At 57.3% G+C, this 25,931-nt stretch carries 24 protein-coding genes; 9 read left to right on the top strand and 15 right to left on the bottom strand.

Annotated features, from left to right (window positions below; translation table 11 throughout):
• Positions 1 to 13 precede the first annotated feature (13 nt).
• Positions 14 to 1,786, bottom strand: coding sequence for an autotransporter assembly complex protein TamA (locus tag RGU70_RS15965; RefSeq protein WP_416186535.1), 1,773 nt, complete (start codon positions 1,784 to 1,786; stop codon positions 14 to 16).
• Positions 1,787 to 2,577: 791 nt separating this feature from the next.
• On the opposite strand from RGU70_RS15965, the gene RGU70_RS15960 reads away from it, so the two are divergent.
• Positions 2,578 to 3,231 carry a response regulator transcription factor gene (locus RGU70_RS15960; RefSeq protein ID WP_322210372.1) on the top strand — a complete coding sequence of 218 codons (654 nt, stop codon included), beginning with the start codon at positions 2,578 to 2,580 and terminating at the stop codon, positions 3,229 to 3,231.
• A 426-nt stretch (positions 3,232 to 3,657) separates the two neighbouring features.
• On the opposite strand, the gene ggt is transcribed toward RGU70_RS15960, so the two are convergent.
• From ggt to RGU70_RS15900, 12 genes are all read right to left on the bottom strand, one after another.
• Positions 3,658 to 5,415, bottom strand: coding sequence for a gamma-glutamyltransferase (ggt, locus tag RGU70_RS15955; protein WP_322210371.1), 1,758 nt, complete (start codon positions 5,413 to 5,415; stop codon positions 3,658 to 3,660).
• Between the two features lie 142 nt (positions 5,416 to 5,557).
• Positions 5,558 to 6,187: a riboflavin synthase gene (locus RGU70_RS15950; RefSeq protein ID WP_322210370.1), complete on the bottom strand. Its 630-nt coding sequence runs from the start codon at positions 6,185 to 6,187 to the stop codon at positions 5,558 to 5,560.
• Positions 6,188 to 6,220: 33 nt separating this feature from the next.
• Entirely contained in the window at positions 6,221 to 7,306 is a 1,086-nt protein-coding gene (gene ribD / locus RGU70_RS15945) for a bifunctional diaminohydroxyphosphoribosylaminopyrimidine deaminase/5-amino-6-(5-phosphoribosylamino)uracil reductase RibD (protein ID WP_322210830.1), read from the bottom strand.
• Positions 7,307 to 7,366: 60 nt separating this feature from the next.
• Positions 7,367 to 7,993 (bottom strand): GspH/FimT family pseudopilin, encoded by a 627-nt coding sequence (locus RGU70_RS15940; protein WP_322210369.1) that lies wholly within the window; start codon positions 7,991 to 7,993, stop codon positions 7,367 to 7,369.
• Positions 7,978 to 8,460: a type IV pilin protein gene (locus RGU70_RS15935; RefSeq protein ID WP_322210368.1), complete on the bottom strand. Its 483-nt coding sequence runs from the start codon at positions 8,458 to 8,460 to the stop codon at positions 7,978 to 7,980. The genes RGU70_RS15940 and RGU70_RS15935 overlap by 16 nt, the downstream gene beginning before the upstream one ends.
• 63 nt (positions 8,461 to 8,523) lie before the next feature.
• Positions 8,524 to 9,174, bottom strand: a complete 651-nt coding sequence (locus RGU70_RS15930; RefSeq protein ID WP_322210367.1) for a hypothetical protein — start codon at positions 9,172 to 9,174, stop codon at positions 8,524 to 8,526.
• A complete protein-coding gene (locus RGU70_RS15925; RefSeq protein WP_322210366.1) occupies positions 9,153 to 10,049 on the bottom strand; it encodes a PilW family protein in 897 nt (298 codons plus the stop codon). The genes RGU70_RS15930 and RGU70_RS15925 overlap by 22 nt, the downstream gene beginning before the upstream one ends.
• Positions 10,050 to 10,054: 5 nt before the next feature.
• Positions 10,055 to 10,672, bottom strand: coding sequence for a type IV pilus modification protein PilV (pilV, locus tag RGU70_RS15920; protein ID WP_322210365.1), 618 nt, complete (start codon positions 10,670 to 10,672; stop codon positions 10,055 to 10,057).
• A gap of 295 nt (positions 10,673 to 10,967) precedes the next feature.
• Positions 10,968 to 11,186 (bottom strand): RNA-binding S4 domain-containing protein, encoded by a 219-nt coding sequence (locus RGU70_RS15915; RefSeq protein WP_322210364.1) that lies wholly within the window; start codon positions 11,184 to 11,186, stop codon positions 10,968 to 10,970.
• Between the two features lie 66 nt (positions 11,187 to 11,252).
• Positions 11,253 to 11,633: an MAPEG family protein gene (locus tag RGU70_RS15910; protein ID WP_322210363.1), complete on the bottom strand. Its 381-nt coding sequence runs from the start codon at positions 11,631 to 11,633 to the stop codon at positions 11,253 to 11,255.
• Between the two features lie 164 nt (positions 11,634 to 11,797).
• The gene (sbcB, locus tag RGU70_RS15905) at positions 11,798 to 13,243 is read right to left on the bottom strand and encodes an exodeoxyribonuclease I (RefSeq protein WP_322210362.1); all 1,446 of its coding nucleotides are present in this window, start codon (positions 13,241 to 13,243) and stop codon (positions 11,798 to 11,800) included.
• A 102-nt stretch (positions 13,244 to 13,345) separates the two neighbouring features.
• The gene (locus RGU70_RS15900; protein ID WP_322210361.1) at positions 13,346 to 13,642 is read right to left on the bottom strand and encodes an antibiotic biosynthesis monooxygenase family protein; all 297 of its coding nucleotides are present in this window, start codon (positions 13,640 to 13,642) and stop codon (positions 13,346 to 13,348) included.
• Between the two features lie 202 nt (positions 13,643 to 13,844).
• On the opposite strand from RGU70_RS15900, the gene RGU70_RS15895 reads away from it, so the two are divergent.
• Both RGU70_RS15895 and RGU70_RS15890 read left to right on the top strand, forming a co-directional pair.
• Entirely contained in the window at positions 13,845 to 15,020 is a 1,176-nt protein-coding gene (locus RGU70_RS15895; RefSeq protein ID WP_322210360.1) for a serine hydrolase domain-containing protein, read from the top strand.
• Positions 15,021 to 15,093: 73 nt separating this feature from the next.
• The gene (locus RGU70_RS15890; protein ID WP_322210359.1) at positions 15,094 to 15,327 is read left to right on the top strand and encodes an EexN family lipoprotein; all 234 of its coding nucleotides are present in this window, start codon (positions 15,094 to 15,096) and stop codon (positions 15,325 to 15,327) included.
• Positions 15,328 to 15,378: 51 nt separating this feature from the next.
• Here RGU70_RS15890 and RGU70_RS15885 read toward each other — a convergent pair whose 3' ends face one another.
• Together RGU70_RS15885 and RGU70_RS15880 are read right to left on the bottom strand one after the other, a co-directional pair.
• Positions 15,379 to 15,888 carry a DUF1993 domain-containing protein gene (locus tag RGU70_RS15885; protein WP_322210358.1) on the bottom strand — a complete coding sequence of 170 codons (510 nt, stop codon included), beginning with the start codon at positions 15,886 to 15,888 and terminating at the stop codon, positions 15,379 to 15,381.
• Positions 15,889 to 15,953: 65 nt separating this feature from the next.
• A complete protein-coding gene (locus RGU70_RS15880; RefSeq protein WP_322210357.1) occupies positions 15,954 to 17,714 on the bottom strand; it encodes a glutamine--tRNA ligase/YqeY domain fusion protein in 1,761 nt (586 codons plus the stop codon).
• A 214-nt stretch (positions 17,715 to 17,928) separates the two neighbouring features.
• On the opposite strand from RGU70_RS15880, the gene ugpQ reads away from it, so the two are divergent.
• From ugpQ to RGU70_RS15850, 6 genes are all read left to right on the top strand, one after another.
• Entirely contained in the window at positions 17,929 to 18,708 is a 780-nt protein-coding gene (gene ugpQ / locus RGU70_RS15875; RefSeq protein WP_322210829.1) for a glycerophosphodiester phosphodiesterase, read from the top strand.
• Positions 18,709 to 18,864: 156 nt separating this feature from the next.
• Complete coding sequence (locus tag RGU70_RS15870; RefSeq protein WP_322210356.1) at positions 18,865 to 19,077, top strand: hypothetical protein; 213 nt, start codon at positions 18,865 to 18,867, stop codon at positions 19,075 to 19,077.
• A gap of 309 nt (positions 19,078 to 19,386) precedes the next feature.
• Positions 19,387 to 22,011 carry an alanine--tRNA ligase gene (gene alaS, locus RGU70_RS15865; RefSeq protein ID WP_322210355.1) on the top strand — a complete coding sequence of 875 codons (2,625 nt, stop codon included), beginning with the start codon at positions 19,387 to 19,389 and terminating at the stop codon, positions 22,009 to 22,011.
• 5 nt (positions 22,012 to 22,016) lie between these two features.
• A complete protein-coding gene (locus tag RGU70_RS15860; RefSeq protein ID WP_322210354.1) occupies positions 22,017 to 22,559 on the top strand; it encodes an NUDIX domain-containing protein in 543 nt (180 codons plus the stop codon).
• 138 nt (positions 22,560 to 22,697) lie between these two features.
• A complete protein-coding gene (locus RGU70_RS15855) occupies positions 22,698 to 22,931 on the top strand; it encodes a sulfurtransferase TusA family protein (RefSeq protein ID WP_322210353.1) in 234 nt (77 codons plus the stop codon).
• A gap of 453 nt (positions 22,932 to 23,384) precedes the next feature.
• On the top strand, positions 23,385 to 25,433 hold the full coding sequence (locus RGU70_RS15850) for an EAL domain-containing protein (protein WP_322210828.1): 2,049 nt from the start codon (positions 23,385 to 23,387) through the stop codon (positions 25,431 to 25,433).
• The last annotated feature ends 498 nt before the right edge of the window (positions 25,434 to 25,931 follow it).

Raw genomic sequence — 25,931 nt, 5'->3', positions numbered from 1 at the left:
GGCGGTGATAGCGTCAAAAGGCGATGCCCAGAGAAATGTGGGGACGGAACTGGCGTTGTGTGATGCCGTAGGCGAGATCGAGGTTGATGGTGCCGACCGGGCTGCGATAACGCGCGCCGGTGCCGATGCCCTGGTAAACCGATCTTTTTTCGATGCTGTCGGTCGCGGTGCCGACATCGTAAAACAGCGCGCCGCCCCATTGGGCGGTCAGCCAGTGCTGATATTCGGCGCTGCCCGTGAGCATGTATTTGGTCGGATAGACCGTGCCGTTTTGTTCATTGCCTATGCTTTGATAACTGTAGCCGCGCACCGAGTCGGTGCCGCCGGCGCGAAATAGCAGCGAGGCCGGTACCGCCGATGCCGAGCCACGAGTGACTACACCACCCATGTCGGTGCGCAGGATGATCACATCGCGGTGCGCTACAGGGATGAAATATTTGTAGCGCAGGAACAGGCGGGCGAAGCTCTGATCGGTCAGGATGCCCTGAAGGGCGACGGCGACCTGCGCCGAGAGCAAGTGGCCGCTGCGCGGAAAAATGGGGTCGTCGACAGCGCGTCGGCTCCAGGAGAATCCGGGCGCGAGCGCCTGATGCAGACCCGGCGTGATGACGGTATTGGCCGGCAGCGCTGCGCCATTGGTTTGTCGTAATTCGTCGCGGTAATAATCGAGCGTGTAGGCCGTGTCGTAAAACTCGAAACTGCGCGCGCGTCGCAAGTCCAGCACCAGACTGCGCAGATCGACCCCTTCCAGCGTGGTGCGGTCGTTGGTGATGCCGACGCTGTTGACGAAACTCTTGCTGTCGGGCGGCATGGCCAGGTTGATCGATTCGAACTGGCGCTTCTGTTCCAGTTTGATCTGGCTGTCGAAGACCCAGGCGCGGTCGAAGACGTTGTAGTGCGTGTAGCGGGCATCGACCGAGGCGCCGGTGTCGGTTGAGTAGCCGACGCCGGTGCGGATGCGTTGTGTCGGAAATTCGCTGACCTGCACTTTGACCGGGGCGTTTTCTGCGTGCGCCGGATCGTCGTCGATGCCGACGATGACGTTGCTGAAATACGGCGTGCTCTGGATCTGGCGTTGCAAGGCCAGCAGGCGTGCCTGGCTGTAGGTTTCGCCGGGTAGCAGGGGGCTGACATTGCGGATGATGCTGGCGGGATAGCGTCGCAAACCGGTGATTTCCAATGGCCCCAGCGTAAAGGCCGGGCCGCTGTCGAAATCGACTTCCAGTCGGGCGCTTTGTTGCTCGGGATCAATGCGCGCTTCGGAGCGGGCGATGCGGGCGGCGGCATAGCGTTGGGTTTGCAATGCTTGCAGACTGCTGTTTTTGGCGTTATCCCAGTCTTCTTGCCGGAAGGGAGCGCCGCTTGCCAGAGGCCATTTTTTTCGGATTGTTTGCTGTTGTTCCGGATCGTCCTGCTGCGCTGCGCCGGTCAGGCCGATGAGGACGTCGCTGATATGCGTTAAGGGGCCGGGATCAATGCTGATGCGCACTACGCGGCGCTTAGGGTCGGTTTCTTCCAGCGCGATTTTGGTAATCGGCGAGAAATAGCCTTCGGTGGAACTCAATTGGGTAACTTGCGCAGGCGCGGTGTCGATCAGGTAGCGCAATTGCTCTTCGCTGATGTCGTCGCGGTCCTGATAGCGGGACAGGTCGAGGAAGTCTTTGAGTATGCTTTCCAGCGGAGCAGGGGCCTGGAGCTCGACCTGGTAGGCGGCCTGAGACGGCATGGAGCACAGGCAGGCCAGGGTGGCGGTACACAGACGGGTAAAGCGGGAGAGCCATTTCATGGTGTTGTTGGCATTGCATCCATATCAAATATCAAGTTCAGGGGGCCTGCCGTTGAGCTGCGGCGCTGCGGGTGTGGCGATGCTCACCCCAGGCATGCGCTTTTGGTTCATGTAGACCCATTTTGGACAACGCGGCTGCTGTGGTTTGCGGTTGTCAACAGACCCTAGACTGGCAAGGGCGCGCCTATTCTATCGCGTCGGGCGCTGCCAAAGAGTTGCCGGGGCCGATTGTCGGCGTCATTCGCCATCATTGGTCGCCATTTTTCGCCCAGGCATTTTAATCAGCGCCGGGGCAGACGAAGTTGGGTTGTTCAAACTGGGTAAATTCCTGTGCTTATTCGGTAAGGATTGCTGGTATTCGCGACTGGTGTGGGGGTGCTCTTGGATTTCGTTTTTGTCGGCGTGCGCAACCTGGACAATTCATTTCTGAAGACTATTGGTAAAGTGGGCCAATTCTTCAGATAAGGCGAAAAAGAAAGCAATTCGATGGTGTTTTTTAACCAATTTCTATATCAAATACGAATGTTTTCGATAATACGCCGAATAAGTTGTATTGCGGAAAGGTTGTCCCGAGAATACGACTAAGAAAATTTTTTCCGATGAAAACCGGTGACAAGAAGTTATCGGCTATCGAAAATATTTCTTGGGATTTTAATACCAGGACGGATGCAATGCGCGTACTGAAAACGCGCTTCGTCGCAAGGTCAAATTCTGGAGTTTTTTGTCATGCTTGTCGGACGGTCGTATCTCCGTTCGGCCCGCTTTGTTAATTGGGGGCTAATGTGAATCAAATGAAATTGCTACAAGTGGCAATCGCCGACGATCATCCGGTGGTACTGGCAGCATTGAAAACGGTATTGTGCAAGGTACCTGATCTGCGCGTCGAAGTGGAAGTTAGCAGTGGGGACGGTTTGCTCGCCTTGTTGCGCCAGCATGCCTGCAATATCGTGATCACCGATTTTTCCATGCCGAACGACGAGAACGAGGACTCTGACGGTTTCACGCTGATCAAGCGTATCAAAAGCGATTTTTCTTCCTCCAAGATCATTGTGTATACGGCGATGAGCAATACGGCGGTGATTCGTCGCTTGTATCGGATGGGCGTGTTTTCGGTCATCAATAAACGTGAAAAAACGGATGAGCTGATCAATGCCTGTGTGGCAGCGCGTACCGGAAAGCAGGCGTATTTTCCGCTGTCGCTGCGCGGTGAGCTGGAGATGAGCTGGGCGCAGGGCGAGGCGTTTTCTTCCAGCAAAGAACTGACCGTCAGTGAAATGGAAGTAGTACGTTATTTTGTTGAAGGCAATTCGCTGACCGATATTTGCGACCGTTTGTCGCGTACCCCCAGCACCGTCAGCACCCATAAAAATAATGCGATGCGCAAGCTCGGGCTATCGAGCGATGCCGACCTGATCAAATATGCCTATACCAGCGGCTTGATTTAAGGACGCTCTGATTAAGCTATTGTGGGATGCCATTTCAGAGCGGCTGTCCTCACGGTCTTGCTGCACTTAATAAAGTAAAGCGGCGCTTGATTTTATGGGCTTGCGTTGTTTGCCGCACTTATTTTCTGCACTTATTTTCTGCACTTATTTTTCACCCTTATTTCTCGCCCTTATTTTCCACCCTTATTTCTCGCCCTTATTTTCCACCCTTATTTTCCACCCTTAATCAGAGCATCCTTCAGCAAGATAGCCAACCGGGTTGGCTTAACAGGATTGACTTAACCGGATTGACTTAGCAAGATTGACTCAGCAGGATTGGCCTTCATGGCGCTGCAATCTGAACAACTCGCTGCGGTGTTTCAACCGCAATAAAAAATGCCGCACGGCTGACACCGGGCGGCATTTTCACGTCAAATCCCATCCTGATCAGAATCCGATCGTATTTCCATCCGGATTACGTGGATCGGAATAACCATAAAATCCCTCGTCCTTGATTTGAATCGACTGCGTGCGTCCCATCGAAGGCTGGACGCTGACGTTCTGTCCTTTTTCCCGCAAGATTTTGAGGGTATCGGCGCTGATGCCTCTTTCGACCCGCAACTGGTCCGGTGCCCACTGATGATGGATGCGTGGCGTAATCGTCGCTTCCGCCACGTTCATGTCGTGGTCGATGACGTTCAGGATCAGTTGCAGCGTGGTCGTGATGATGCGACTGCCGCCAGGGCTGCCGGTGACCAGAAAGGGCTTGCCATCTTTCAGCACGAAAGTCGGCGACATCGAACTTAAGGGGCGCTTGGCAGGACCGACGGCATTGGCCTCGCCGCCTACCAGCCCGAAGGCATTCGGCACGCCGGGCTTGGCCGAGAAATCATCCATCTCGTTGTTGAGCGTAATGCCGGTGCCGCTGGCGACCATGCCGCTGCCGAAGTTCAGATTGAGGGTGTAGGTCGTGGCAACCAGATTGCCTGCCTTGTCGGCGACCGAGAAATGGGTGGTCTGATCGCTTTCATACGGCAAGGGTTTGCCGGGTTTGATTTCTGCCGAGGGCGTGGCGCGGTCCGGATTGATTTTATGCGCCAGCTCATCCGCATAAGCGCGCGAGGTCAGGCCCTTGACCGGCACTTTGTTGAAGTCAGGATCGCCCAGATATTCGGCGCGGTCGGCGTAGGCCAGCTTCATCGATTCCGCCATCAGGTGAATGGTCTGCGCACTGTTGGCACCATATTGGCCCAGCGGATAGTGTTCCAGGATGTTCATCATTTCGATGATATGAATCCCCCCCGAACTTGGCGGCGGCATAGCCATGACCTGATAACCGCGATAGCTGCCGACAACCGGTTCGCGCTCCACGACCCGATAATTTTTCAGGTCGGCCGCACTGATGAGCCCATGATGCCGCTTCATGTCAGCGACGATCTTCTTGCCGATCGCGCCTTCATAAAAAGCGGAGGGCCCTTGCTCCGCGATCAGTCTGAGCGATGTGGCGAGATCCTTTTGCACCAACATCTCGCCTGCTTGCAGAGGGCGACCGTGTTTAAAGAAGATGGCCTTGCTGGAGTCCCATTGACCCAGATGATCGCGTTCCGCATCCAGAATTTGCGCCAGGCCGGGGCTGACCGGGTAGCCCCGTTCCGCCAGCTTGATGGCGGGGGCGATTACCTGTGACAAGCGCATGGTGCCGTATTTTTTCAGCGCGTGGCTCAGACCGGCGACGGTGCCCGGAACACCGGTGGCCAGAGGCGAATACAAGGAGCGGCCAGGAGCGACATTGCCCTTGGCATCCAGATACATGTCGCGGCTGGCGAGCGCAGGGGCCATTTCGCGGAAATCGAGGGCAACATTTTTCCCCGTTTTGGCATCGTGAATCATCATGAAGCCACCGCCACCCAGATTGCCCGCATTCGGCAATACTACGGCCAGCGCAAAGCCGACCGCGACGCCGGCGTCAATGGCGTTGCCGCCGCGTTTGAGGATGTCGACGCCGATCTGCGTTGCCAGTCCTTGTTCCGATGCCACCATGCCATTTTTAGCGAAAACCGGGCTGACGATGTCGTAGCTCAGGTCATACTTGACGACGGGGGCTGCGGCAGGGGTTTGTGCGTGGGCTGGCAGGCATGCCAGTGAGGCGCACAGGGGCAGGAGGGCGAGTGAGGCGGGCTTACACAGTGCGGTGAGTTTAAACATGACATTTCCTTTGGTGTGTACTTTAGGAGAGTCGCACCCAACCTCGAATCAGCTGCATAAGAGAAATCGGATGTGGCAGGCGGAGGCCCGCTGAATACGGCTAAAAAAATCCAGCGCCTCCTTGGCTGTTTTTCTTTACTGCTTATTTGGCAACGGACAGCATGGCAACGGACAGCATCCGTTCCACATACCGCGCAATCAAATCAATTTCCAGATTGACCTTACTGCCGGCCTGCAAATGCTTGAGCGTCGTCATTTGTATGGTGTGCGGAATCAGGTTGATGGAGAAGCTGCAACCGTCTGCCGTGTCATTGACCTGATTGACGGTCAGCGAAACGCCGTTGACCACGACCGAACCTTTGTAGGCCAGATATTTCGCCAGTTCTCGCGGTGCCAGTACCACCAGTTGCCACGATTCGCCGATCTGGGCGAACAGCTCCACGACGCCCAAGCCATCCACATGGCCCGACACCAGATGGCCGCCCAGTCGCTCGAGCAGCGTGAGGGCTTTTTCCAGATTGACTTCGCCCGGAGTGTCCAGGCCTGAGGTGTGACTGAGGCTTTCGCGTGAAACCTCGACGGCGAAACTCTCGGCTGTTTTATCCACCACCGTCATGCAGGCACCGTTGATGGCGATGGAATCGCCCAGCATGACGTCGCTCAGGTCGAGCCCGCCGGCGGCCAGTGTGAGTCTGACGCCCGAATCGGCGTCATCGCCCAGGGGTTGCACAGTAGTGATGGCGCCGATGGCGGCGACGATGCCAGTAAACATGAGGGAGGCCGTAAAAAGAAGTGGAAAAAGAATTCAGGTTAAGCGTGCAAGGATACGCAGGTCTTCGCCGATCTGCTGTACCTGATGAAAACGGAGCTGGTGTTTGTTTTCCAGCGTAGCCAGCGCAGGCAGGTCGAACATGCCGCGACCCGGGCCGATCAGAGCGGGCGCGAGATAGAGCAGCAGCTCATCGACGCAGTTTTCTTGCAGCAACGCACCATTCAGTTTGGCCCCGGCCTCGACATGCAATTCATTGATCTGACGGCGACCCAGTTCAGCAACCACCGCCGACAAATCCACTTTGCCTTGTGCATTCGGCAGCACGATCACTTCTGCGCCAAGAGCGTTGAGCTGCGCGATTTTTTCGGGCTGCCCGGCGGCGGTAAAAATCCATGCACCACCGCCTTGCAGAATGCGCGCTTGCGGCGCAATCCGCAATTTGCTATCGATAATGATGCGGCGCGGCTGGCGGGGGGTGGCGACGGCGCGCACATTGAGTTGCGGATCATCTTCTTCAACAGTGCCGATGCCGGTCAGGATGGCACAGGCGCGGGCGCGCCAGGCATGTCCGTCGTCGCGGGCGGGGCTGCCGGTAATCCATTGGCTGACGCCGTTTTGCAAGGCCGTTTTACCGTCAAGGCTGGCGGCGAGTTTCATTCTGATCCAGGGCCTGCCGCGTTGCATGCGGGTAAAAAAGCCGATGTTGATTTCGCGCGCCGCTTCTTCCAGTACGCCGCAACTGACGGCAATCCCTGCCGCTTGCAAACGCGCCAATCCCTGACCTGCGACCAGTGGATTGGGATCGGCAATGGCCGCAACCACGCGGGCGATCCCTGCGCGTATCAAGGCATCGGCACAAGGCGGCGTGCGGCCAAAATGACTACAGGGTTCCAGCGTGACATAGGCCGTGGCACCGCGCACCTCATGGCCGCGGGCGAGGGCGTTGTTGAGCGCTTCGATTTCAGCATGGTTGCCGCCGGGCGGTTGCGTATGGCCGGCACCGATGACCCGTCCGTTCAGGACGATGACGCAGCCGACGCGAGGATTGGGCGTGGTGCTGTACAAACCTTGCTCCGCTTGCAGCAGGGCTAGCTGCATGGCTTGCAGGTCGTCGGTCATGGGGATGGTGAAAATGCTCAAGATATCCTGTCGTCAGGTGGAGAGGTGGGGCGGCGGCATTCATGGGGCGCTGTTGGCGGCGCTGTTACCTGCGCTGTTAGCCGTTTCAGCAAAGCTGCAACTGCGGTCGAGCGCCGGGTCGCACAAGCGGGCGCGCCCCAGTCGGGCGATCCGGATCATGCGGGCATCCTCTTGCGCAGAGAATTTCAGCGTTCCCAGAAACCCCGGATGTCCGCCTGCTCCGCTGCGTGCACGGCCGCTGCCATTGTAAGCGATGTGCGGCGCGCCCAGATTGGTGACGATGCTGATGCCCGGTGACGGCGGCGGGGTGCGGTAGAGCAGCCAGTCCCCCTGCTGGAAGGCGGGGTGGGTGCTGCTGCCGGCTTTGGCGAAGACTTGCCAGCCGCTGTTCCAGTCGTGGCCATCCTGCGGCGCGACGATGACGGGTACATCGCGCTGCATGGCCTCTGCGCGCGCCAGTTTGAGCGCATGCAAAAAATCGTTGGCACTGGCGACGAGTCGCTGGCGCTGGAGGAATCCGCTCAGGTTCGGTACCGCGCTGGCCAGCACGATGCCGGCCAGCGCCAGAACGACCAGCAGTTCGGTCAGTGTCAGGCCCCGGCAATGGCGGTAGCTTTGCCTGAGACGGTCGGTGCGGAGTGCGGAGGGGGTCATTGTGGCCAGCATTGCGGATCGACTTGAGGATCGCTGAGTCCTGCCGCACCACGCACGCCTCTGCTGTCGAGGGTGAGGGTGTGGCAGACCGGGTCCTTGAATGCCTGATGCGCGTGGAGGCCGCCGGGTGTGGCTTTAAGCAGCACGCATTCACTCAGACTTTCTCCATTGCAGGTCTGCGCGCTCAGTTGGTAGGCGTCGGAGAGGCCCTGGAATGGCGGCGGTGCTTGTTGTTCTGCGGCGAAGGCGAGGTAGCGCATGTTGGCGGAAAAATAGCGCTCTTGTTGCAGCATGGCTTGCAGCAAGGCGGCGCGGCCTGCGGCGCGGGTGTTTTTCAGGGTGACATGCTGGTAGGCGGGCAGGGCAAGGGAGGTCAGCAGACCGATGATGACCAGTGCGATCAGCAGTTCGATGAGCGTGAAGCCGGCGCATTGCCGGGACGGTGGGTGGCGTGTCGGGTGTGGTTTGTCTATGCGCATTGGCGCTCCTTACTCCGGTTTGAGGTGACTTTGCCTTGCTTGTTTTTCTTCATCAGTACTGCCCTAGTCCAGCATTTCGCGCCATGCCAGTCGTCCCGTTTGTTGTCCCGTCTGAATGCTGCCGGGGGCGGGAGGAGGTCGGTACAGACTCTGCAGGAGGACGCGGGCATGACCCTCGATACCGAGCGCGCTGATCCGGTAGAGCGGCTGGACGGTGGCCGGCGGGGTTGACTGAGGGGATGTGCCAGCGTGCTTAACCGGGCTGGTCAGCTCAATCAGCTCAATTAGTACTGACGGAAGGGGTGCTTGTCCGATGTTGCTCCAGACCGGACTGGCCCCCGGGGCGGCAGGGCGGCACAGACCGGCGCTGGTGCAGATGCCGGGAGCGGGAAATAGGTCAGCGGGGGTATTCGTCGTTTCCGTTGTTTCCTTACCGGATGTACTTGCGGCAGGGGCGGCGTTTTCCAGGATCGTGGGGAGTTCGCGTTCGGTGCGTGCCAGCGCGGCTTCTGCTGCCTGCTGGGCGAACAGGTGGGTGCGTCCGGCGCGAGAGGCTTTTTCTTCCAGTAGGGCCATGCGTACGGCGGCTGCGCCCAAGAGCAGGATGGCGATCAGCATGGTCAGCGCGATGAGCAAGGCTGCGCCACCCTGGCGTGCGGCGTGCGCCCTCGTCAAGGCAGGATGAACAAGCCCTATGCCGGATTGCGTAGCCATATCGTTTGTTGAAACAGTTTGCGTTGGCGGGATCGGAGGGGCTTGGCCAGATCGGCTAAGGCAAGGCGCACGCCGAGGTCACGGCCCCCTTGCGCTGCCTGACTGTAATCGGCTCCTAGCAGGTGGTAGACGATGTCGCTGGCGGGTGCGCCTGTGTCATGCGTACCGCGTATCAGCAGCCCGACCTGGACGGCGACGACCTTGCGCCACTGTGCCTGAGTACTGATTTTGGAGGCGGGCAGGAATTGGTTGGGCATGCCGTCGGCATCGGTGTCGATGCCATACAGCACCTGAAACGATTCGACGCCGCGCACGATCGCGGCGGCGCTCCAGTCGTTGCTGTGCGCGCCGCGATATTTGCATTGCAGTTCGGGTTCGCCGCTGGCGTCGGTGCTGACATAGAACACACTGCCGTCAGGCTTGGCGCTGCCGCTGTTCGGAGGCGCAACCGCGACGCCGGCGCAGTTGACGATGCCGCCGTCGGCTGCGCCGGCCTGGCCGGAGCCGGAAAAAAACGTTGCCAGAACATCGCTGCCATTGAGCGCGGGTGTCGTTTTCGCTGCCTGCCAATCGCTGGAATTGGCTTGCAGGGTCTGGTTGTCGATGCCGGCGATAGCGTTGGGCAGGCCGTGCGGCAGGGGCGCGTTGCTATCCCAGGGGAAATACCCGGCTTGCCGGATAGAGCGGGCGATGATTTCCAGGGCGTAATGACCGTTGTCGTTTATGCGGGCGCTGTCGTCCACATGCAGATAGTTGGTTTTGCTGGCCAGCAGCAGGGCGCTTGCCGCCAGCGTCACCAGTAAGCCCAAGGCCATGGCGACCATCAGTTCGATCAGTGTCAGGCCGCTTTGTGCGGCGGGGCGTGGCAATAGCATCGGCATCAGGCCCCGATCGCCATGACCAGTTGCGGCGTGTCGCTATCTTTATCGCTATCTTGCGTTGCCGTGCCAGCGTGGTTCCCCGTGATTTTGCGGGGAGTGTTATTGCGCCAGCCGAGTTTGATGACGGGATCCGGGCCTCCGTGACATGACCAATCGCGGTGGTCGATGTGAGTGACGGTATCGGTACAGATCGTTACCCGAGCGCCGGGCAGCGTGTTGCGCAGCCGTTGGTTCCATTCGTAGCGGTGGAAGCTGATCCACTGAGCGGTGTCGCAGGGGCGCGTGTAGCACGAGGGCGGGGCGGGGTTGGCGTCGCTGCGGCTGTCGTAGGTGTAGGAGAGGGATGCTGCGAATTGTTGTTTGCTGGCGGCGCGGATCAGGTCGGCCATTTCGGCGGCCAGTTGCGTGGCCGATGTTTGCCAGCTGCTTTGTTGCGCGGCGCGGAGGGCTGCTAATTGCAAACCGGCCATGCCAATGGCACCCAGGGTCAGCACCATGATGGCCAGCATGACTTCGATTAAGGTGAAGCCCGCTGTACGGCTTGCTGTTGCTGGCGGTCTTGCCGGAATGAAGTGAGGTAAAGCACGATGGTTTTTTGCTGCCGCCGAACTGCGCATGTCTGCGTCTCGCCTGTGAAAAATCAAGCTTCGCAGTGTAAAGCGGCAGGGGAGTTTATTTCCTTGGGGTAATTTAAAAAATCACGTTCTTCGTAGTGGAACGATGTGATTTTTCAAAGAGACCCGGATGCCAGCTGGCACTGGCTGCTGGCGCTCCCTGTTCAGCGCTCAGGGAGCCTCTGAGGAAGCGTAGCGAACGGCGCAAGGTCAGGATAAGAAGTGCAATCGTACTTGTTGAGTACGATGAGTATTGCCGTCCTTAGATTGCATCGCGCTTCGCTTCATCAGAGGTTTCCTAGATCAATACGCGGATGTTCAGGTCGCCCAGCGTGACGGTTTGGTTGGCGAGGATTTTGCAGGTTTTGCGTGATTCAGGACGGCCGTTGACGCTGACGCCGCCGGCGGCAACCAGCGCTTTGCCTGCGCCGCCGCTGTCGCATACGCCGGTGAGTTTCAGTAATTGGTTCAGTTCGACGTAGTCTCTGCCGTCAAGATGGAATTCGATTTTTTGCATGGATTTTCCGGGAGTGAGCTAAGAAGCCACGCTTACTTCGCAAGCGCGGCGGATGGGTTGGCTTGGTCAGGCCAGTCCGGAGGCGACGAACAGGCAGATGACCGAAAGGTAGCCGACGACCCAGGCGATTGAGCGTGGCGAAGGGCGGTTGCTCAGGTAGAAGCCGGTATAGAACAGGCGTGCGCAGATAAAGAGGATGGCCAGGCTGTCGGTCCAGTGTTGTGCGACGCCGGTTTGCTGGGCGATCAGTACTGCTGCGGCAAAAAAGGGAAACGCTTCGAAGTGATTGCGGTGGGCGTAGTCGGCGCGGCGGCGCAGGCCGGTTTGCTTTTCCAGCCAGTCGCGTGGTGCGGCATTGTCCATGTCGGGAGCGCCTTGTTTGGCGAAGGCGATGGTAAGAACCGGCATCAGGCCGGCAATCAGGATGCACCAGTTGGCTAAGCTCATATTGTTCTCCGGGTTTGTGTGGGTGAGGGAATCGCTGATGTATTCAGGGATTCCTGAATGGGGGTATCGAGGAACGGGTATTTTTTGAGGCGCGTATCGGGATATGTGCCTCAAAGTACATGACGGCGACTATGCCGCCGTCATGAGCAGGGGATTTTACTTGATCACGCAGGCGGTGGTGCGATCGTTTCGGCATAGTCGTACAACTCGCCCAGAATGCGCTCGCTGCGTTCGTCGGCCTCGGCGCTGAGGGTGTCGATGGCTTCCAGCAGCTGATCGATGGTGCGGGCGCCACCGATGCCGTCGAATAGTTTGTCGACCCGGTATTGCTCCCATCGCTGGAGTTCTTCTGCGCTGAGGGTCTCGGAGAAATTACGGGCGCGGTAGCGGAACAGCAATTCTTCCAGGCGGGCGTCATCGAAGTCGGGGTGGGTCGTCGCCAGTTGCGGCGCTTTCAGTGTGCGTAATTGCTGTAACTGACGGCGATCGCGGTTGCCGATGAAGCCGCCGTAGAGGTCGTTGTCGACATCGACTGCGCCGGTTTCTGCCGGGCGGTGGAAGACTTCCTCCCAGATCGCGGCCATGTCGGGAGCGGTGGCGGCGATGGCGGCATGAGCGAGCGCACTTTCCAGATCCATGCCCCAGCGTTGTGCCATGTCAGCGCTGAGGATTTTCAGGTTGTTGATGACGACCGGCGATTTGTTCAGATGGACGGTTTTGATCGGCAGACGTGTGACGCCGGCCGGCAGCGCGTCTGCTTTGCTGAACATGCGGGTGCGGAGGGTGCCGGCATCGAGCGTCCAGAGTTCGCTGGGATCGCTGGCCAGATCCCAGGCGATGATTTCATTTTTGTTGGTGGGGTGGGTCGCCAGCGGCCACAGCAGTGCCATGCAACCCTGACTGGCCGGGAACATGCCCGAGATGTGCAGGAAAGGTCGTCCTTGTTGGGGGCCGGGCAGGCCGATTTCGTCGGCGGCCTTGTCTTTTTTATGCAGACTCAGGCAAAAATCGAACAGACGCGGTTGCTTTTGGCGGATCAGGCGCGCCAGAGCGATGGTGGCGCGCACATCCGATAACGCATCGTGCGCGGCTTCGTGCAGCAGGCCGTTGGCTTTGCTCAGGTCTTCCAGCCGGAAACTGGGTTTGCCGTCGGCTTTGACCGGCCATTCTATGCCTTCGGGACGCAGGGCAAAGGCGGTGCGTACGACGTCCATCAGGTCCCAGCGGCCGCACTGGTTTTGCCATTCGCGGCCATAGGGGTCGATCAGGTTGCGCCAGAACATGAAGCGGGTGACTTCGTCATCGAAGCGGATGGTGTTGTAGCCGACGCCGATAGTGCCGGGCGCGGCCAGTTCCTGTTCGATACGGGCGGCAAACTGGTTTTCCGGGATGCCGCGTTCCAGGCAGAGTTGCGGCGTGATGCCGGTGATGAGGCAGGATTGCGGATCGGGCAGGAAGTCGGCGGCGGGTTGACAATACAGCATGACCGGTTCGCCGATTTCATTGAGTTCGGCGTCGGTGCGGATGCCGGCGAATTGCGCAGGCCGGTCGCGCCGCGTATCGAGGCCAAAGGTTTCGTAATCGTGCCAGAGAAAGGTGTGGGAGGACATGCGGATCGCCAGTGCGAGGTAAGGGGAGTAAGCGTAAAAGTAAGACGACGGGCGGGGCGGATTTCTCGCATGGAGTCTGTCCGCCCGGCCAAAGCAGATTTTTTAGGCGTTAAGCAGCGAAAAATGTTCCACTGCGGGAGGTGAGGCGAAAAACGGACCGACGAGGCGGCGCCATTCTGCAAATGGGGCCGATTCACGGAAATCGACGGTGTGGTTTTCCAGTGTGGCCCATTGCACGGTCAGCAGGTAACGCTCTGGCGACTCGATGCCTTTGTGGATCTGATGGCTGATATAGCCGGTCGCTTTGGCGATGGTCGTCGCGGCGGCGGCGGTGATCGCCAGGTCGAATTCGGCTTGGCGGCCGGTCTGGATGCGGATGTCTGCGACTTCGAGGATCATGGGTGTTCCTGATGTGAGGGGAGAGGCCGATTCTACATTTTATCGGGCTGTCGCGGCGGATGATCCGGATACGGAGAAACGGAGCGGGGCAATTTTCAGGATGGGGTATTATTTTTTTAAAATAATTTATGTTGAATTGATATTTCATACGCCAATAAAAACCATATATTTATTTTTTAAATAAATTATTTTCGGAATAGAAATGGTTGATTTGAAAATTGCAGCCCTTATCACCCTGTGCGCTGCCTTGGCAGGCTGTGGGAGCCTGAGTACCGTGGGACTTGATTCCGGCAATCTGACGGCGGCAAAGCGTCTGGACGGGAACAACCTGCAACAAAAAGTGGATTTTCTTGCGCAGCCCTTGATTGATGGAGGGCAGGTGCCCGGGATGGTGGTCGGCGTGCTGTTGCCGGACAGGAGTAGGCAATTTTTCGGCTATGGCGTTGCCGATAAAACGAGCGGCATCAAACCAGACGGCGATACCTTGTTCGCCGTCGGTTCTTTGAGCAAGTTATTTTTGGGTGCAATCACGGCAAAACTCGTTGATGACGGCGTATTGTCGTGGGATGAGACGCTGCGTACTTTGCTGCCGGCGACTACGCCACTGAGTCCTGATGCTGAAAAAATAACGGTGCTGCAACTGGCAACGCATACTTCGGGATTGCCACGGCAACCCATGACGTTCGCCATGTTGTCCCCTTTCGTCAGGTATTTGTTCACCGGTGAAAATTTTTATCGTCACTTGGATCGTGATTACGCCATGGCTTATCTGGCCGGTTTTGAGGCGGATACATCGGGAGTTCCGCACTATTCCAATATCGGTTACGGACTGCTCGGCTACATCTTGGAGCTGCGGACAGGTTCATCTCTCGGGATGCTGTTGCAGCAAAAAATAATCGCTCCGCTGGGGCTGAAATGCACGGGATATGCGCCGGTGGCGTTGCCTTGCTATTCATCGCGTGCGCATGGTTATTCAGGGGATCAGCCTAAATTTATTCGTCGCGGCGAGGCGGTACCGGACTGGGAATTCACGCCGTTCATGCAAGGGGCAGGGGCTATTTATTCAAACGCACGGGATATATTGTCGTTCGCCGCCGCGCATGTCTGGGATACTGACCTTCCATTGAATGCCGTTATGGCTGATGATATGCGAGTACGTTTTCCACGGGTCAAGGAAGCCGCCGCCATTTCGTGGGTAGTTGATGAGGTGGAGGGTGAGCCGATTGCTTACCAGATTGGCGTTGTTGCCGGATACACCGCTTATGTGGGCATCGATATCGGCCATAAGACGGCGGTCGTTGTTCTCAAAAATAGCTTTGAATGGGATAACCGGATCGGTCATCAATTGCTACTGAGCTTAAGGCGGCAAGCGCGTTAATGACCTGCTGCATTTTCCTGTGACGGTGCCAGGAGAGTGTTTCGAATTTTTTATTTTTAATGAAAAGAGTGACATGCGAATTTTAAATACATTGGCAAAACCAATGGCGTTACTTGTCGTTATTGTGACTTTGCTGGTCGGGTGCGAAGCGAACAAGAGATCTTACAATTACTATAAAACGCACATAGATGAGGCCAAATCGTTCTCCGATCAGTGCACTCTGAACGGCACATCAGGGATGACCACGGAGCAGGTATCGAGCTGCAATGCGGCGCGTGCAGCTTACGATAATCGCAGTTTCAAATAAGGATTTTGTCGATGCCGCGCGGAAGACCAGTCCGCCGCGCTGCCGGGTGTTTTAGTACGCGCCCATGAAGTCGCGTTTGCCAATCTCGACGCCGTTATGGCGCAGGATGTCGTAAGCGGTGGTGACGTGGAACAGGAATTGCGGCAGGCCATATTGCGTCAGGTAGACCGCGCCGCTGAGTTTTTTCTCTTTCGGTGTGCCGGGGCGCAATACGATTTCCAGTGCTTCGCCGCCTTCAAACTGTTGGGCGGTGAGCGTGTCGAGGAAGGCGATGGTTTTGTCCAGACGCGCTTGCAGGTCGGCGAAACTTTGTTCTTCGTCGGTATAGGACGGCACTTCCGCGCCGGTCAGCCGGGCGGTAACGCTTTTGGCGAAATCGGCGGCGATCTGCACCTGACGGGTCAGGTGGAACATGTCGGGAAACAGGCGGGCTTGCAGCAAGGCCGCCGGTTCGATGTTTTTGGCGATGGCGTGCGCTTCGGCTTTGGCCAGGACGTCTTTCAGTGCCAGCAGCAGTTGCTTGAAGACGGGAACGGAAGCGGTATAGGTAGAAATGCTCATGGCGTTGGTTTCTTTCTGTCAGGTGAGAAGTGCGGTGGCGTTCGGGCAGCGTCAGTTGAGATTATTTATTTGCCCCAGCTGTCTTTCAGCGTGACGGCGCGGTTGAATACCAGTTTGTCGGCCGTGCTGTCGAGCTGGTCGGCAACGAAATAACCATGTCTTTCAAACTGGAACAGATCGCCGGGACGGGCGTCTTGCAGTGTCGGTTCCAGATAGGCTTGCAGCACCTGGCGGGAGTCGGGATTGAGCGCGGCTTTGAAATCCTTGCCGCCGGCATCGGGATGCGGATCGATAAACAGGCGCTCATACAGGCGCACTTCTGCTTGCAGGGCATGAACGGCACTGACCCAGTGCAGGTTGCCCTTGACCTTGTAGGTGGCGCTGCCCGGTGTGCCGCTCTTGCTGTCCGGGAAATAGGTGCAGTGGACGGCGGTGATGTTGCCTTGCTCGTCCTTGTCGCAGCCGGTGCATTCGACAACATAACCGTAGCGCAAGCGTACGCGGTTGCCCGGAAACAGCCGGAAGTAGCCTTTGCTGGGGACTTCCATGAAATCTTCGCGTTCTATCCACAATTCCTTTGAAATCGGAAAACGGCGCACTGCGCTGTCATGCTCGGGGTGACCCATTGGATACACCGGTGCGCTACAGGCGGTTTCTGTCGCGTCCGCATTTTCCGGGAAGTTGTCGATGATCAGTTTCAGCGGATTCAGCACGGCGACGGCGCGCGCGGCCTTGGGATCGAGATCGTCGCGCAAGGCGCCTTCGAGCACGCTGTAATCGATCCAGCTATTGTGCTTGGAGGCACCGGTGCGTTCGCACATCAGGCGGATGGCTTCCGGGGTATAGCCGCGCCGGCGCAAACCGACCAGCGTCGGCATGCGCGGGTCATCCCAGCCGTCGACGATTTTTTCATCGACCAGTTGTTTGAGCTTGCGCTTGCTGGTGACGATGTAGGTCAGGTTCAGGCGGGCAAATTCATACTGGCGTGGTGCGGGCGGTTGCAGCAGACCGGCTTCCGCAAGGCGTTCCAGTACCCAGTCGTAAAGAGGGCGCTGGTCTTCGAATTCCAGAGTGCAGATTGAATGGCTGATATTTTCCAGCGCATCTTCAATAGGATGCGCGAAGCTGTACATGGGATAGACGCACCATTTGTCGCCGGTATTGTGATGGGTGGCGTGCCGTATCCGATAGATGGCCGGATCGCGCAAATTCATGTTGGGGCTGGCCATGGAGATTTTGGCGCGCAGGATGAGGGTGCCGTCGGCATGGGTGCCGGCGCGCATTTCATCAAACAGCCTGAGCGATTCCTCGGCCGGGCGGTTGCGCCACGGCGAGTCGATTCCCGGCTCGGTCAGCGTGCCGCGCGTTTCGCGCATGCGTTCGGCGTTTTGCTCGTCGACGTAGGCGTGGCCGGCGCGTATCAGCGCTTGCGCCCCGGCATACATGAAATCGAAATAATTACTGGCGTAATACAGGTGCGGGTGGCCATCGTGGTGCCAGTCGAAACCCAGCCACTTAACCGAATCGATGATGGTATCGACGTATTCCTGATCTTCTTTTTCCGGATTGGTATCATCGAAGCGCAAATGGCAACGTCCGCCGTAGTCGCGCGCCAGGCCGAAATTGAGGCAGATCGATTTGGCATGGCCGATGTGCAAGTAGCCGTTGGGTTCTGGTGGAAAGCGGGTGACTACCTGTGGCAGCGATTCGCCTTGCGCATCCTGGCGATTGGCATAGGTGCCGGCGGCAATGTCGGCGTCGATGATGCCGCGTAGAAAATTGGTAGGGGGAGTAGGGGGCAGACCGTTTTTTAGTTCTTTGCTCATGGATTGCGGGAAGTAGTCTTAAATAGAGGGTGGCGTACATTCTACCGCACGTCCCGATCGCGGCGCTTGCGTCCATATTTGGTGGCGAAACCACAGTTTCAGGACCTAAACGGCGGCAATCCGGACTGCCCCTTGTGCCTTGCTATCGTTCGCGCTTAGGATAGGTGCGGCAGGTTTTGACAAGAGGGGTATTACAAGAGGGGTATTGACGATAATGTGGCCTTATCCAAGAGTGATTGCGCATCGCGGTGGTGGAACCCTGGCTCCCGAGAACACGCTTGCCGGCTTTCTTTGCGGCATGGAGCATGGCTATCGGGCGGTGGAGTTCGATGTGATGCTGACTGCCGACGAGGTTCCGGTGCTGATGCATGATGCCCGTTTCGGCCGTACGGTTGCCGGTAGCGGCGAGGTGGCCGCCCACAGCGCGCAAGAATTGCTGGCGATGGATGCCGGAAGCTGGGTGGCAGCGCGTTTTACCGGTGTCACCGTCCCGAGTCTGGAGCAGGCATTGTCATTCTGCCAAGAGAACGGTATCTGGATGAATGTCGAGATTAAACCTTCTGCACCGGCGGTGGCGGCGCGAACGGGCGCTATGGCAGCCAGCGTGGTGGCAGCCAGGTTTGCCGCGCACATCGGTGGCGACCCTGCGGCGCTGCCTTTACTGTCCTCGTTTGCAGAGGAAGCGCTGGCGGCGGCCAGAGAGGCCGCACCCGGTATCCCGCGCGCCTTGCTGGTTGACGCTATTCCCGCTGACTGGCGCGAGCGTCTGGTGCGGCTGGATGCGGTGGCTCTGCATGTCAACCAGGCCCGGCTGACTGCGCCACTGGCAGCGGAAATCAAAGGCGCGGGTTATGGCCTGTTTTGCTATACCGTCAATGATGTCGCTCGGGCCGATGAGATTCTGTCCTGGGGGGTTGACGGTTTTTGTACCGATCGTATTGATGTGATCGGTTCGGATTTTGCCGATTCAGCAGCAATGCGGATCGGTAACTGAATTTTGCTTGTTGCGCTGTCAACGCCCGCTCATTGGCTGGCGTTGAGGGTGCGAAGGGCAAAATCGTGAGACTGGAGGCCTAGCCCGGTACATACCGGACGCCAGCAACCAGGCAGCGAAAAATTGTAACTTTACATTACTCTCGAAGGATGACAAATGAAGATCAATACACTGCTGGCTGCCGTACTCGTTGCCGCTTTCTCTCTGCCTGTCATGGCGCAAATGCCAGCAGCTCAGCCAGCTCCTGCGGCAGCAGCTCCAATGGCCGCTCCTGCCGCCGATGCCAAGCCTGCAGAAAAAAAGAAGCACAAAAAGCATAAAAAGCATCACAAAGCTAAGCCAGCTGCTCCAATTGAAAAAAGTGTCTGAATACCGGTAGATGTTTTTGATACGGTGAATTTGGATGGATGAGCTTTACTGAGTCCATGGAAATTAACCGGTCGATATCATCCTTGACCCGCCCCGAGCAATCCGGGCGGGTTTTTTTACGTTGTCGATTTTTGGCTAGACAGCTGACCTGAGTTGTCGTCGTCCTGTATTCGTCCTGGCCGTGTTTTCGCTTTACTCCTGATTGGGTGAACACTCGGTCTGGCCATCGCTGTTATCAGCGCCCTTATCACGTATAATCGAGCGTTTTTAGCGCTATTTTTCGCTATTTTGACCAAGTTGCCCACGCCCATGAATTCAGCCGATATCCGCGATAAATTCCTCAAATTTTTCGAATCCAAAGGACATACGATCGTCCGTTCGTCCAGCCTGGTGCCGGGCAACGATCCGACGCTCCTGTTTACTAATTCGGGGATGGTGCAGTTCAAGGACGTGTTCCTCGGCACGGATCAGCGCAATTACGTGCGCGCCACGTCGGTGCAGCGCTGCCTGCGGGCGGGCGGCAAGCACAACGATCTGGAAAATGTCGGTTACACGGCGCGCCACCATACCTTCTTTGAAATGCTGGGTAACTGGTCTTTTGGCGATTACTTCAAGCGCGAATCGCTGAAGTGGGCGTGGGAGTTGCTGACCGTCGTTTATGGCCTGCCTGCCGACAAGCTCTGGGCCACCGTTTATGAAACCGATGACGAAGCGTACGACATCTGGGTCAATGAAATCGGCTTGCCGAAAGAGCGCGTCGTGCGTATCGGCGACAACAAGGGCGCACCGTACGCGTCTGATAATTTCTGGCAAATGGCTGAAACCGGCCCCTGCGGACCCTGTTCCGAAATTTTCTATGACCACGGTGCCGATGTCTGGGGCGGCCCGCCGGGCAGTCCTGACGCCGACGGCGACCGCTATATTGAAATCTGGAACAACGTGTTCATGCAGTTCGATCGTCAGATCGACCCTGCGACCGGCGAAGCGGTACTGTCCCCCTTGCCCGCTCCTTGCGTCGATACCGGCATGGGACTGGAACGACTCGCAGCGATTTTGCAGCATGTCCACAGCAATTACGAAATCGACCTGTTCCAGCGCCTGATTCAGGCGGCTGCGCGCGAAACCGGCATTACCGATTTGCAAGAAAATTCCTTGAAAGTCATCGCCGACCATATTCGCGCGACTTCCTTCCTGATTGTCGATGGCGTGATTCCCGGCAATGAAGGTCGTGGTTATGTGCTGCGCCGTATCATCCGTCGCGCATTGCGTCATGGCCATAAGCTGGGCCAGACCCGGCCGTTTTTCTACAAACTGGTCAAGGATCTGGTCGTCGAAATGGGCGCCGCTTATCCCGAACTGACCGCCGCCGCAGAGCGCGTGGAACAAGTCTTGAAGCAGGAAGAAGAGCGCTTCGGCGAAACGCTGGAACACGGCATGAAAATCCTGGAAGTAGCGCTGACCAAGACCCCGGGCAAACTGGACGGCGACACTGCCTTCACGCTTTACGATACCTTCGGCTTCCCGCTCGACCTGACGGCCGATATCTGCCGTGAACGCAACGTGCAGCTGGACGAAGCCGGTTTCGACGCTGCAATGGAACGTCAGAAATCGACTGCTCGCGCCGCCGGAAAATTCAAGACCGCCTCTGTCATCGATTACCACGGTGTCAAGACCCGCTTCGTCGGTTACGACACGCTGAGCCAGCCGGCCAGCATCACCGCTTTGTATGTCGGCGGCGTTGCTGTCGATCGTATCGCTGCCGGGCAAGAGGCAATCGTGGTACTCGACGTCTCGCCGTTTTATGCGGAATCAGGCGGGCAGGCGGGCGATGCCGGGGTGCTGGAATCGTCCGGTAACGCTTTTGCCGTAGCCGATACGCAAAAAATCCAACCCGATGTTTTTGGTCTTCATGGCATCTTGACGACCGGCACGCTGGCGCTGGGCGATCAGCTCGACGCCCGGGTCGATATCGCGCGCCGTGCGCAAATCATGCGCAACCACTCGGCCACGCATCTGATGCACAAGGCCCTGCGCGAAGTGCTGGGCGCGCATGTCGCGCAAAAAGGCTCGCTGGTGGACGCGGACAAGACCCGTTTCGACTTTAGTCACAACGCCCCGGTGAGCGCCGAGCAGATCCGTCTGGTCGAACAAATCGTCAACCGCGAAATTTTAAGCAACTCCGCGACTGAAGCCCAGGTCATGGGATTTGATGCCGCCGTCAGCGCAGGTGCCATGGCCTTGTTCGGTGAAAAATACGGCGATGAAGTCCGTGTGCTGTCGATAGGCTCGTCGCGGGAACTGTGTGGCGGTACCCATGTGCAGCGCACCGGCGACATCGGCTTGTTCAAGATCGTCGCGGAAGGTGGCGTTGCCGCCGGTATCCGTCGCGTGGAAGCGGTGACGGGCGAAGGCGCGCTGGCGCTGGTTCAGACCTTGAGCAGCCGCATCAATGACGCCGCAGCCGCGTTGAAGGCACCGGCCGATGAACTGACCCAGCGCATTGCGCAGGTGCAGGAGCATGTGAAGGGGCTGGAAAAAGAACTGACCGGACTGAAATCCAAGCTGGCGTCGAATCAGGGCGATGAGTTACTGGCACAAGCCGTTGACGTCAATGGCGTCAAAGTGCTGGCTGCCGCCTTGGACGGAGCCGACAGCGCTACTTTGCGCGAGACGATGGACAAGCTCAAATCCAAACTGAAAACTGCCGCCATCGTACTGGCCTCGGTCAGCGACGGCAAGGTCACACTGATTGCCGGCGTGACAGCCGATGCGACCTCCCGCATCAAGGCCGGTGAGCTGGTCAACCATGTCGCCCAGCAAGTGGGCGGCAAGGGCGGCGGACGGGCCGATATGGCGCAGGCAGGCGGTACGGACCCAAGTGGTTTGCCAGCGGCGCTGCAAAGCGTGGCGGCATGGGTTGCCGAGCGGGCTTGATTCCTATGAGCGACTTTAAATTTTGCCCTCACTGTGCCGCGCCGCTGATATGGCGGGCTGATATCGGGGAGGGTGGCAAACAGCGGCTGGCTTGCCCCGACGCGCACTGGACGCACTGGGATAATCCCTTGCCGGTTCTGGCGGCGCTGGTGGAAATCGACGGCCGCATTCTGCTGGCGCGCAATGCGGCATGGGCGGAAGGAAAATTTGCCTTGATTACCGGTTTCATGGAGCGCGATGAAACGCCTGAACAAGGAATCGCCCGTGAAATCAAGGAAGAAACCAATCTGGATGCGCAGGAAATCAGCCTGATCGGCGTCTATGAATTCATGCGCAAGAATGAATTGATCATTGCTTATCACGTAAAAGCTACTGGCGAGATTCGTCTTTCCGAGGAGCTGCTGGAATACCGGCTAGTGCCTCCTGCCGAGTTACTTCCCTGGCGCGCAGGCACGGGTTACGCGGTCGCGGACTGGATGCGGGCGCATGGCCTCGACGTGGAATTTGTGGATACCCCCGGCGCACCACGCGAGAACGTAGTCACATAAGAATGCAAACAAAAGGGGAAATATATTCCTTTTGGTGCATTTTCTGGCGAGAAATACAACACCATCTGCTGCAATGCACCAGATTAGCGTGCTTTGCAGTAGAATTTAAGACTTCCTTACTTCACTTCAGAATCAAGCATGATCATTGCATTCAACAGAGAACTCGATGCGCGCGGATTACATTGCCCGTTGCCAATTCTGAAGACGAAAAAAGCCTTGGCCGACATGACTAGCGGTGAAGTGCTGAGGGTGCTGGCGACAGATACCGGCTCAGTGCGCGATTTTCAGGCTTTTGCCCGTCAGACGGGTAACGACTTACTGTCGCAGACCGAAGAAAATAGTGAGTTTATTTTTTTCATGAAACGTAAATAAAACCGCATTTTTATTGGTAAGGCAACGCTCGCCGAGCATGAGTCGATGAATATCAGTCGATGAATATCAGTCGATGAACATGATTCGATGAGCATCAGTCGATGAACATGAGTCGACTGCCTCCCGGATGAATCAGAATTTGTTGTCATGAAAACAACCGCCTTGCTGGCGGTTTTTTTTTGCCGACTGCTCGCGCAAAGAGCCCTTCAATCCGGATGCCGGAATTCTGCACCAGGCTTATGCAGTCAGAGATCCCTCCAGCCCTCTTGATTCAATGGCACTGATATTGCTTATCAGAGGAGTGGATCTTCAGTTTTCTGGCAATGTCGAGAAGGTGTCGGGAATATGCTCAATACAAACAATCAGAAAAAGGGTTTTCCCCGGATGCAATTGGTACCCCGCAATTCGATTGAAACGAGCAAGGTCGGCGTAATCGGTGGATTTACCTCGAGGATGCTGGAAACCATGCTCTCCAATCTGGATGGCATGGTTTACCGTTGTCGTGACGATGCGCAATGGAGCATCGAATTCATCAGCGAAGGCTGCGTCAAGCTGACAGGTTTTCAGCGCGAAGATTTCATGGATGAAGGACGTGCCTCGCTGGAAAGCATCACCCATCCCGAAGATCGTTTGTGGGTGCGCAAACGCATAGGTGTTGAAACAGCAAAGAAAAACCGGTTTGAAATCGAATATCGCATCGTGCGTGCCGACGGTGAAATCCGCTGGGTGTGGGAACGCGGTGTCGGCATTTTCAGCGATAAGGACGAGTTGCAGGCCCTGGAAGGTTTCATACAAGACATTACCGAACGCAAGCAGGCCGAAGTCGCCTTGCGGGAAGCCGAACGACGCTATCGCAGCATCTTTGAAAATGCCATCGAAGGCGTGTTCCAGTCGACCATGGATGGTAGCTACCTGGCGGTGAATCCCGCGCTGGCAAGGATCTATGGATACGCCTCGCCGGAAAAACTGATCCTCGGCTTGAGTGATATTCGGCAGCAACTCTATGTCGATCCGCAGCGGCGCGCCGAGTTTATGCGCCTGATGGCGCAGCATGGGTCGGTGACCAATTTCGAGTCCCGCATTTACCGCCGCGACGGAGAAATTATCTGGATTTCGGAAAATGCGCGCACGGTGACGGATTCCATCGGCAAGCTTCAGTTTTACGAGGGAACGGTCGAAGATATCACCAAACGCAAATCGCACGAAGCGGAAATGCGGCATCAGGCCACACACGATGTGCTGACCGGCTTGCCCAATCGCGCCATGCTTAACAGCCATTTACAACAGTCGATGCAGTCTGCGCAGGAAAGTGACTCGATTGTTGCCGTCGTGTTCGTCGATCTGGATCAATTCAAGCTGATTAACGACAGTCTTGGTCATCAGGTAGGAGATGAGTTGCTGAGGACCGTGGCGCAACGACTGAGCTCTTGCGTACGGGAAACGGACATGGTGGCGCGGCAGGGCGGGGATGAATTCGTTCTGGTCTTGCCGGGGCAGCAGGATCAGGCCAGCGTCACCGAAGTCATGCAGCGCATATTGGACGTGGTGGCGCGGCCCTGGATGATAAGGGAAAAAGAATTTCATGTGACCTGTAGCATTGGCGTGAGCCTGTACCCGGTAGATGGCCGCGATGTCGAAAGTCTGCTTAAAAATGCCGATTCCGCCATGTATAGGGCGAAAGAGGATGGCCGGAATAATTTCCAGTATTTTTCCCAAAGCATGGATGTTCAGGGGGACGACCGGTTGCAAATGCTGGTTAGCTTGCGTCGCGCTTTGGAGCTGCAGGAATTTGAGCTGTATTACCAGCCGAAAATCAGCCTCGCCGATGGCAGCTTGATTGGCGCGGAAGCATTGATCCGTTGGCACGATCCGGTACAGGGCATGATTGCGCCGGGGAAATTCATTCCTTTAGCAGAAGAAGCGGGCTTGATTGTTCCTATTGGCGAGTGGGTGCTGCGAACCGCTTGTGCGCAAAACAAGGCGTGGCAAGATGCCGGCCTGTCACCGGTTTCTATGGCGGTTAACTTGTCGCCGCACCAACTCAATCACGATCTGGCCACGGTGGTGGCGCAAGTGTTGTCCGAAACCGGACTGGATGCCGGCTGGCTGGAACTGGAGCTGACCGAAAACGTGGTGATGAAAGATGCCGAAAAAACCATCGCCAGCCTGAACACCTTAAAAGCGCTGGGCTTACAGATATCGGTCGATGATTTCGGTACCGGCTATTCCAGTCTGAGCTACCTGCGCCGTTTCCCGGTCGATACGCTGAAAATCGACCAGTCATTTGTCCGTGAAATCAGCAACGATCTGGACAGCGCCGCGATCGTCAAAGCCATCATTTCCCTGGCCCACACGCTGAACCTGAAGGTGATTGCGGAAGGGGTGGAAACGACAGGACAGGAGCAGTTTCTGAGAGAAAACGGCTGCGATGCCGTACAGGGCTACTTATTCGGTAAACCGATGCCGGCGGAAGAATTTCTGCGGCTGCTTCAGGCGAGCTAATGCGTGTCGCCACAGCCATCCCCCGCTCGCCACTTTGTGACTGAGGCCGCGCTGTCACGGCCCTCTCACTGTGAACAAGAAACAACGGGGGCAAATCACTGTATGGTTTGTGCTACACTGCTTGCCCATACGTTACGACATCGCCCCACAGCACTCAGGCTGTTGCTGCTATCGGACGGAATGCACAGAGCAGTATCGATGCATTACCCTTCATTGAGCGAGTCCCGGCTGTCATAACGTGGCGAAAGAGCCGGCAGTATTGCTCAGCGCCTGCACCAAGTCATTTTATTCCCGCCCCATCACAAACCTCTTCGAACCAGGGCGACGGAAAGCAGCAGTAAATCGATGGTGCCTTGCACTTGCCAGATAATCCGGCGCTTACCCGGCGACGTGTCGGGCAAACCGGCAGCACCCCGACTTGCCGCAGGATGACCTGATTCGGCGCACATTCCACGCATAGTTTTGCAACTCGTACTGCAAACTTTTATTAAATCAGTC

The organism is Herbaspirillum sp. RTI4 (assembly GCF_034313965.1).
In the GTDB taxonomy this organism is placed as follows: domain Bacteria; phylum Pseudomonadota; class Gammaproteobacteria; order Burkholderiales; family Burkholderiaceae_D; genus Herbaspirillum.
This window is presented reverse-complemented; position numbering and strand designations above follow the sequence as displayed.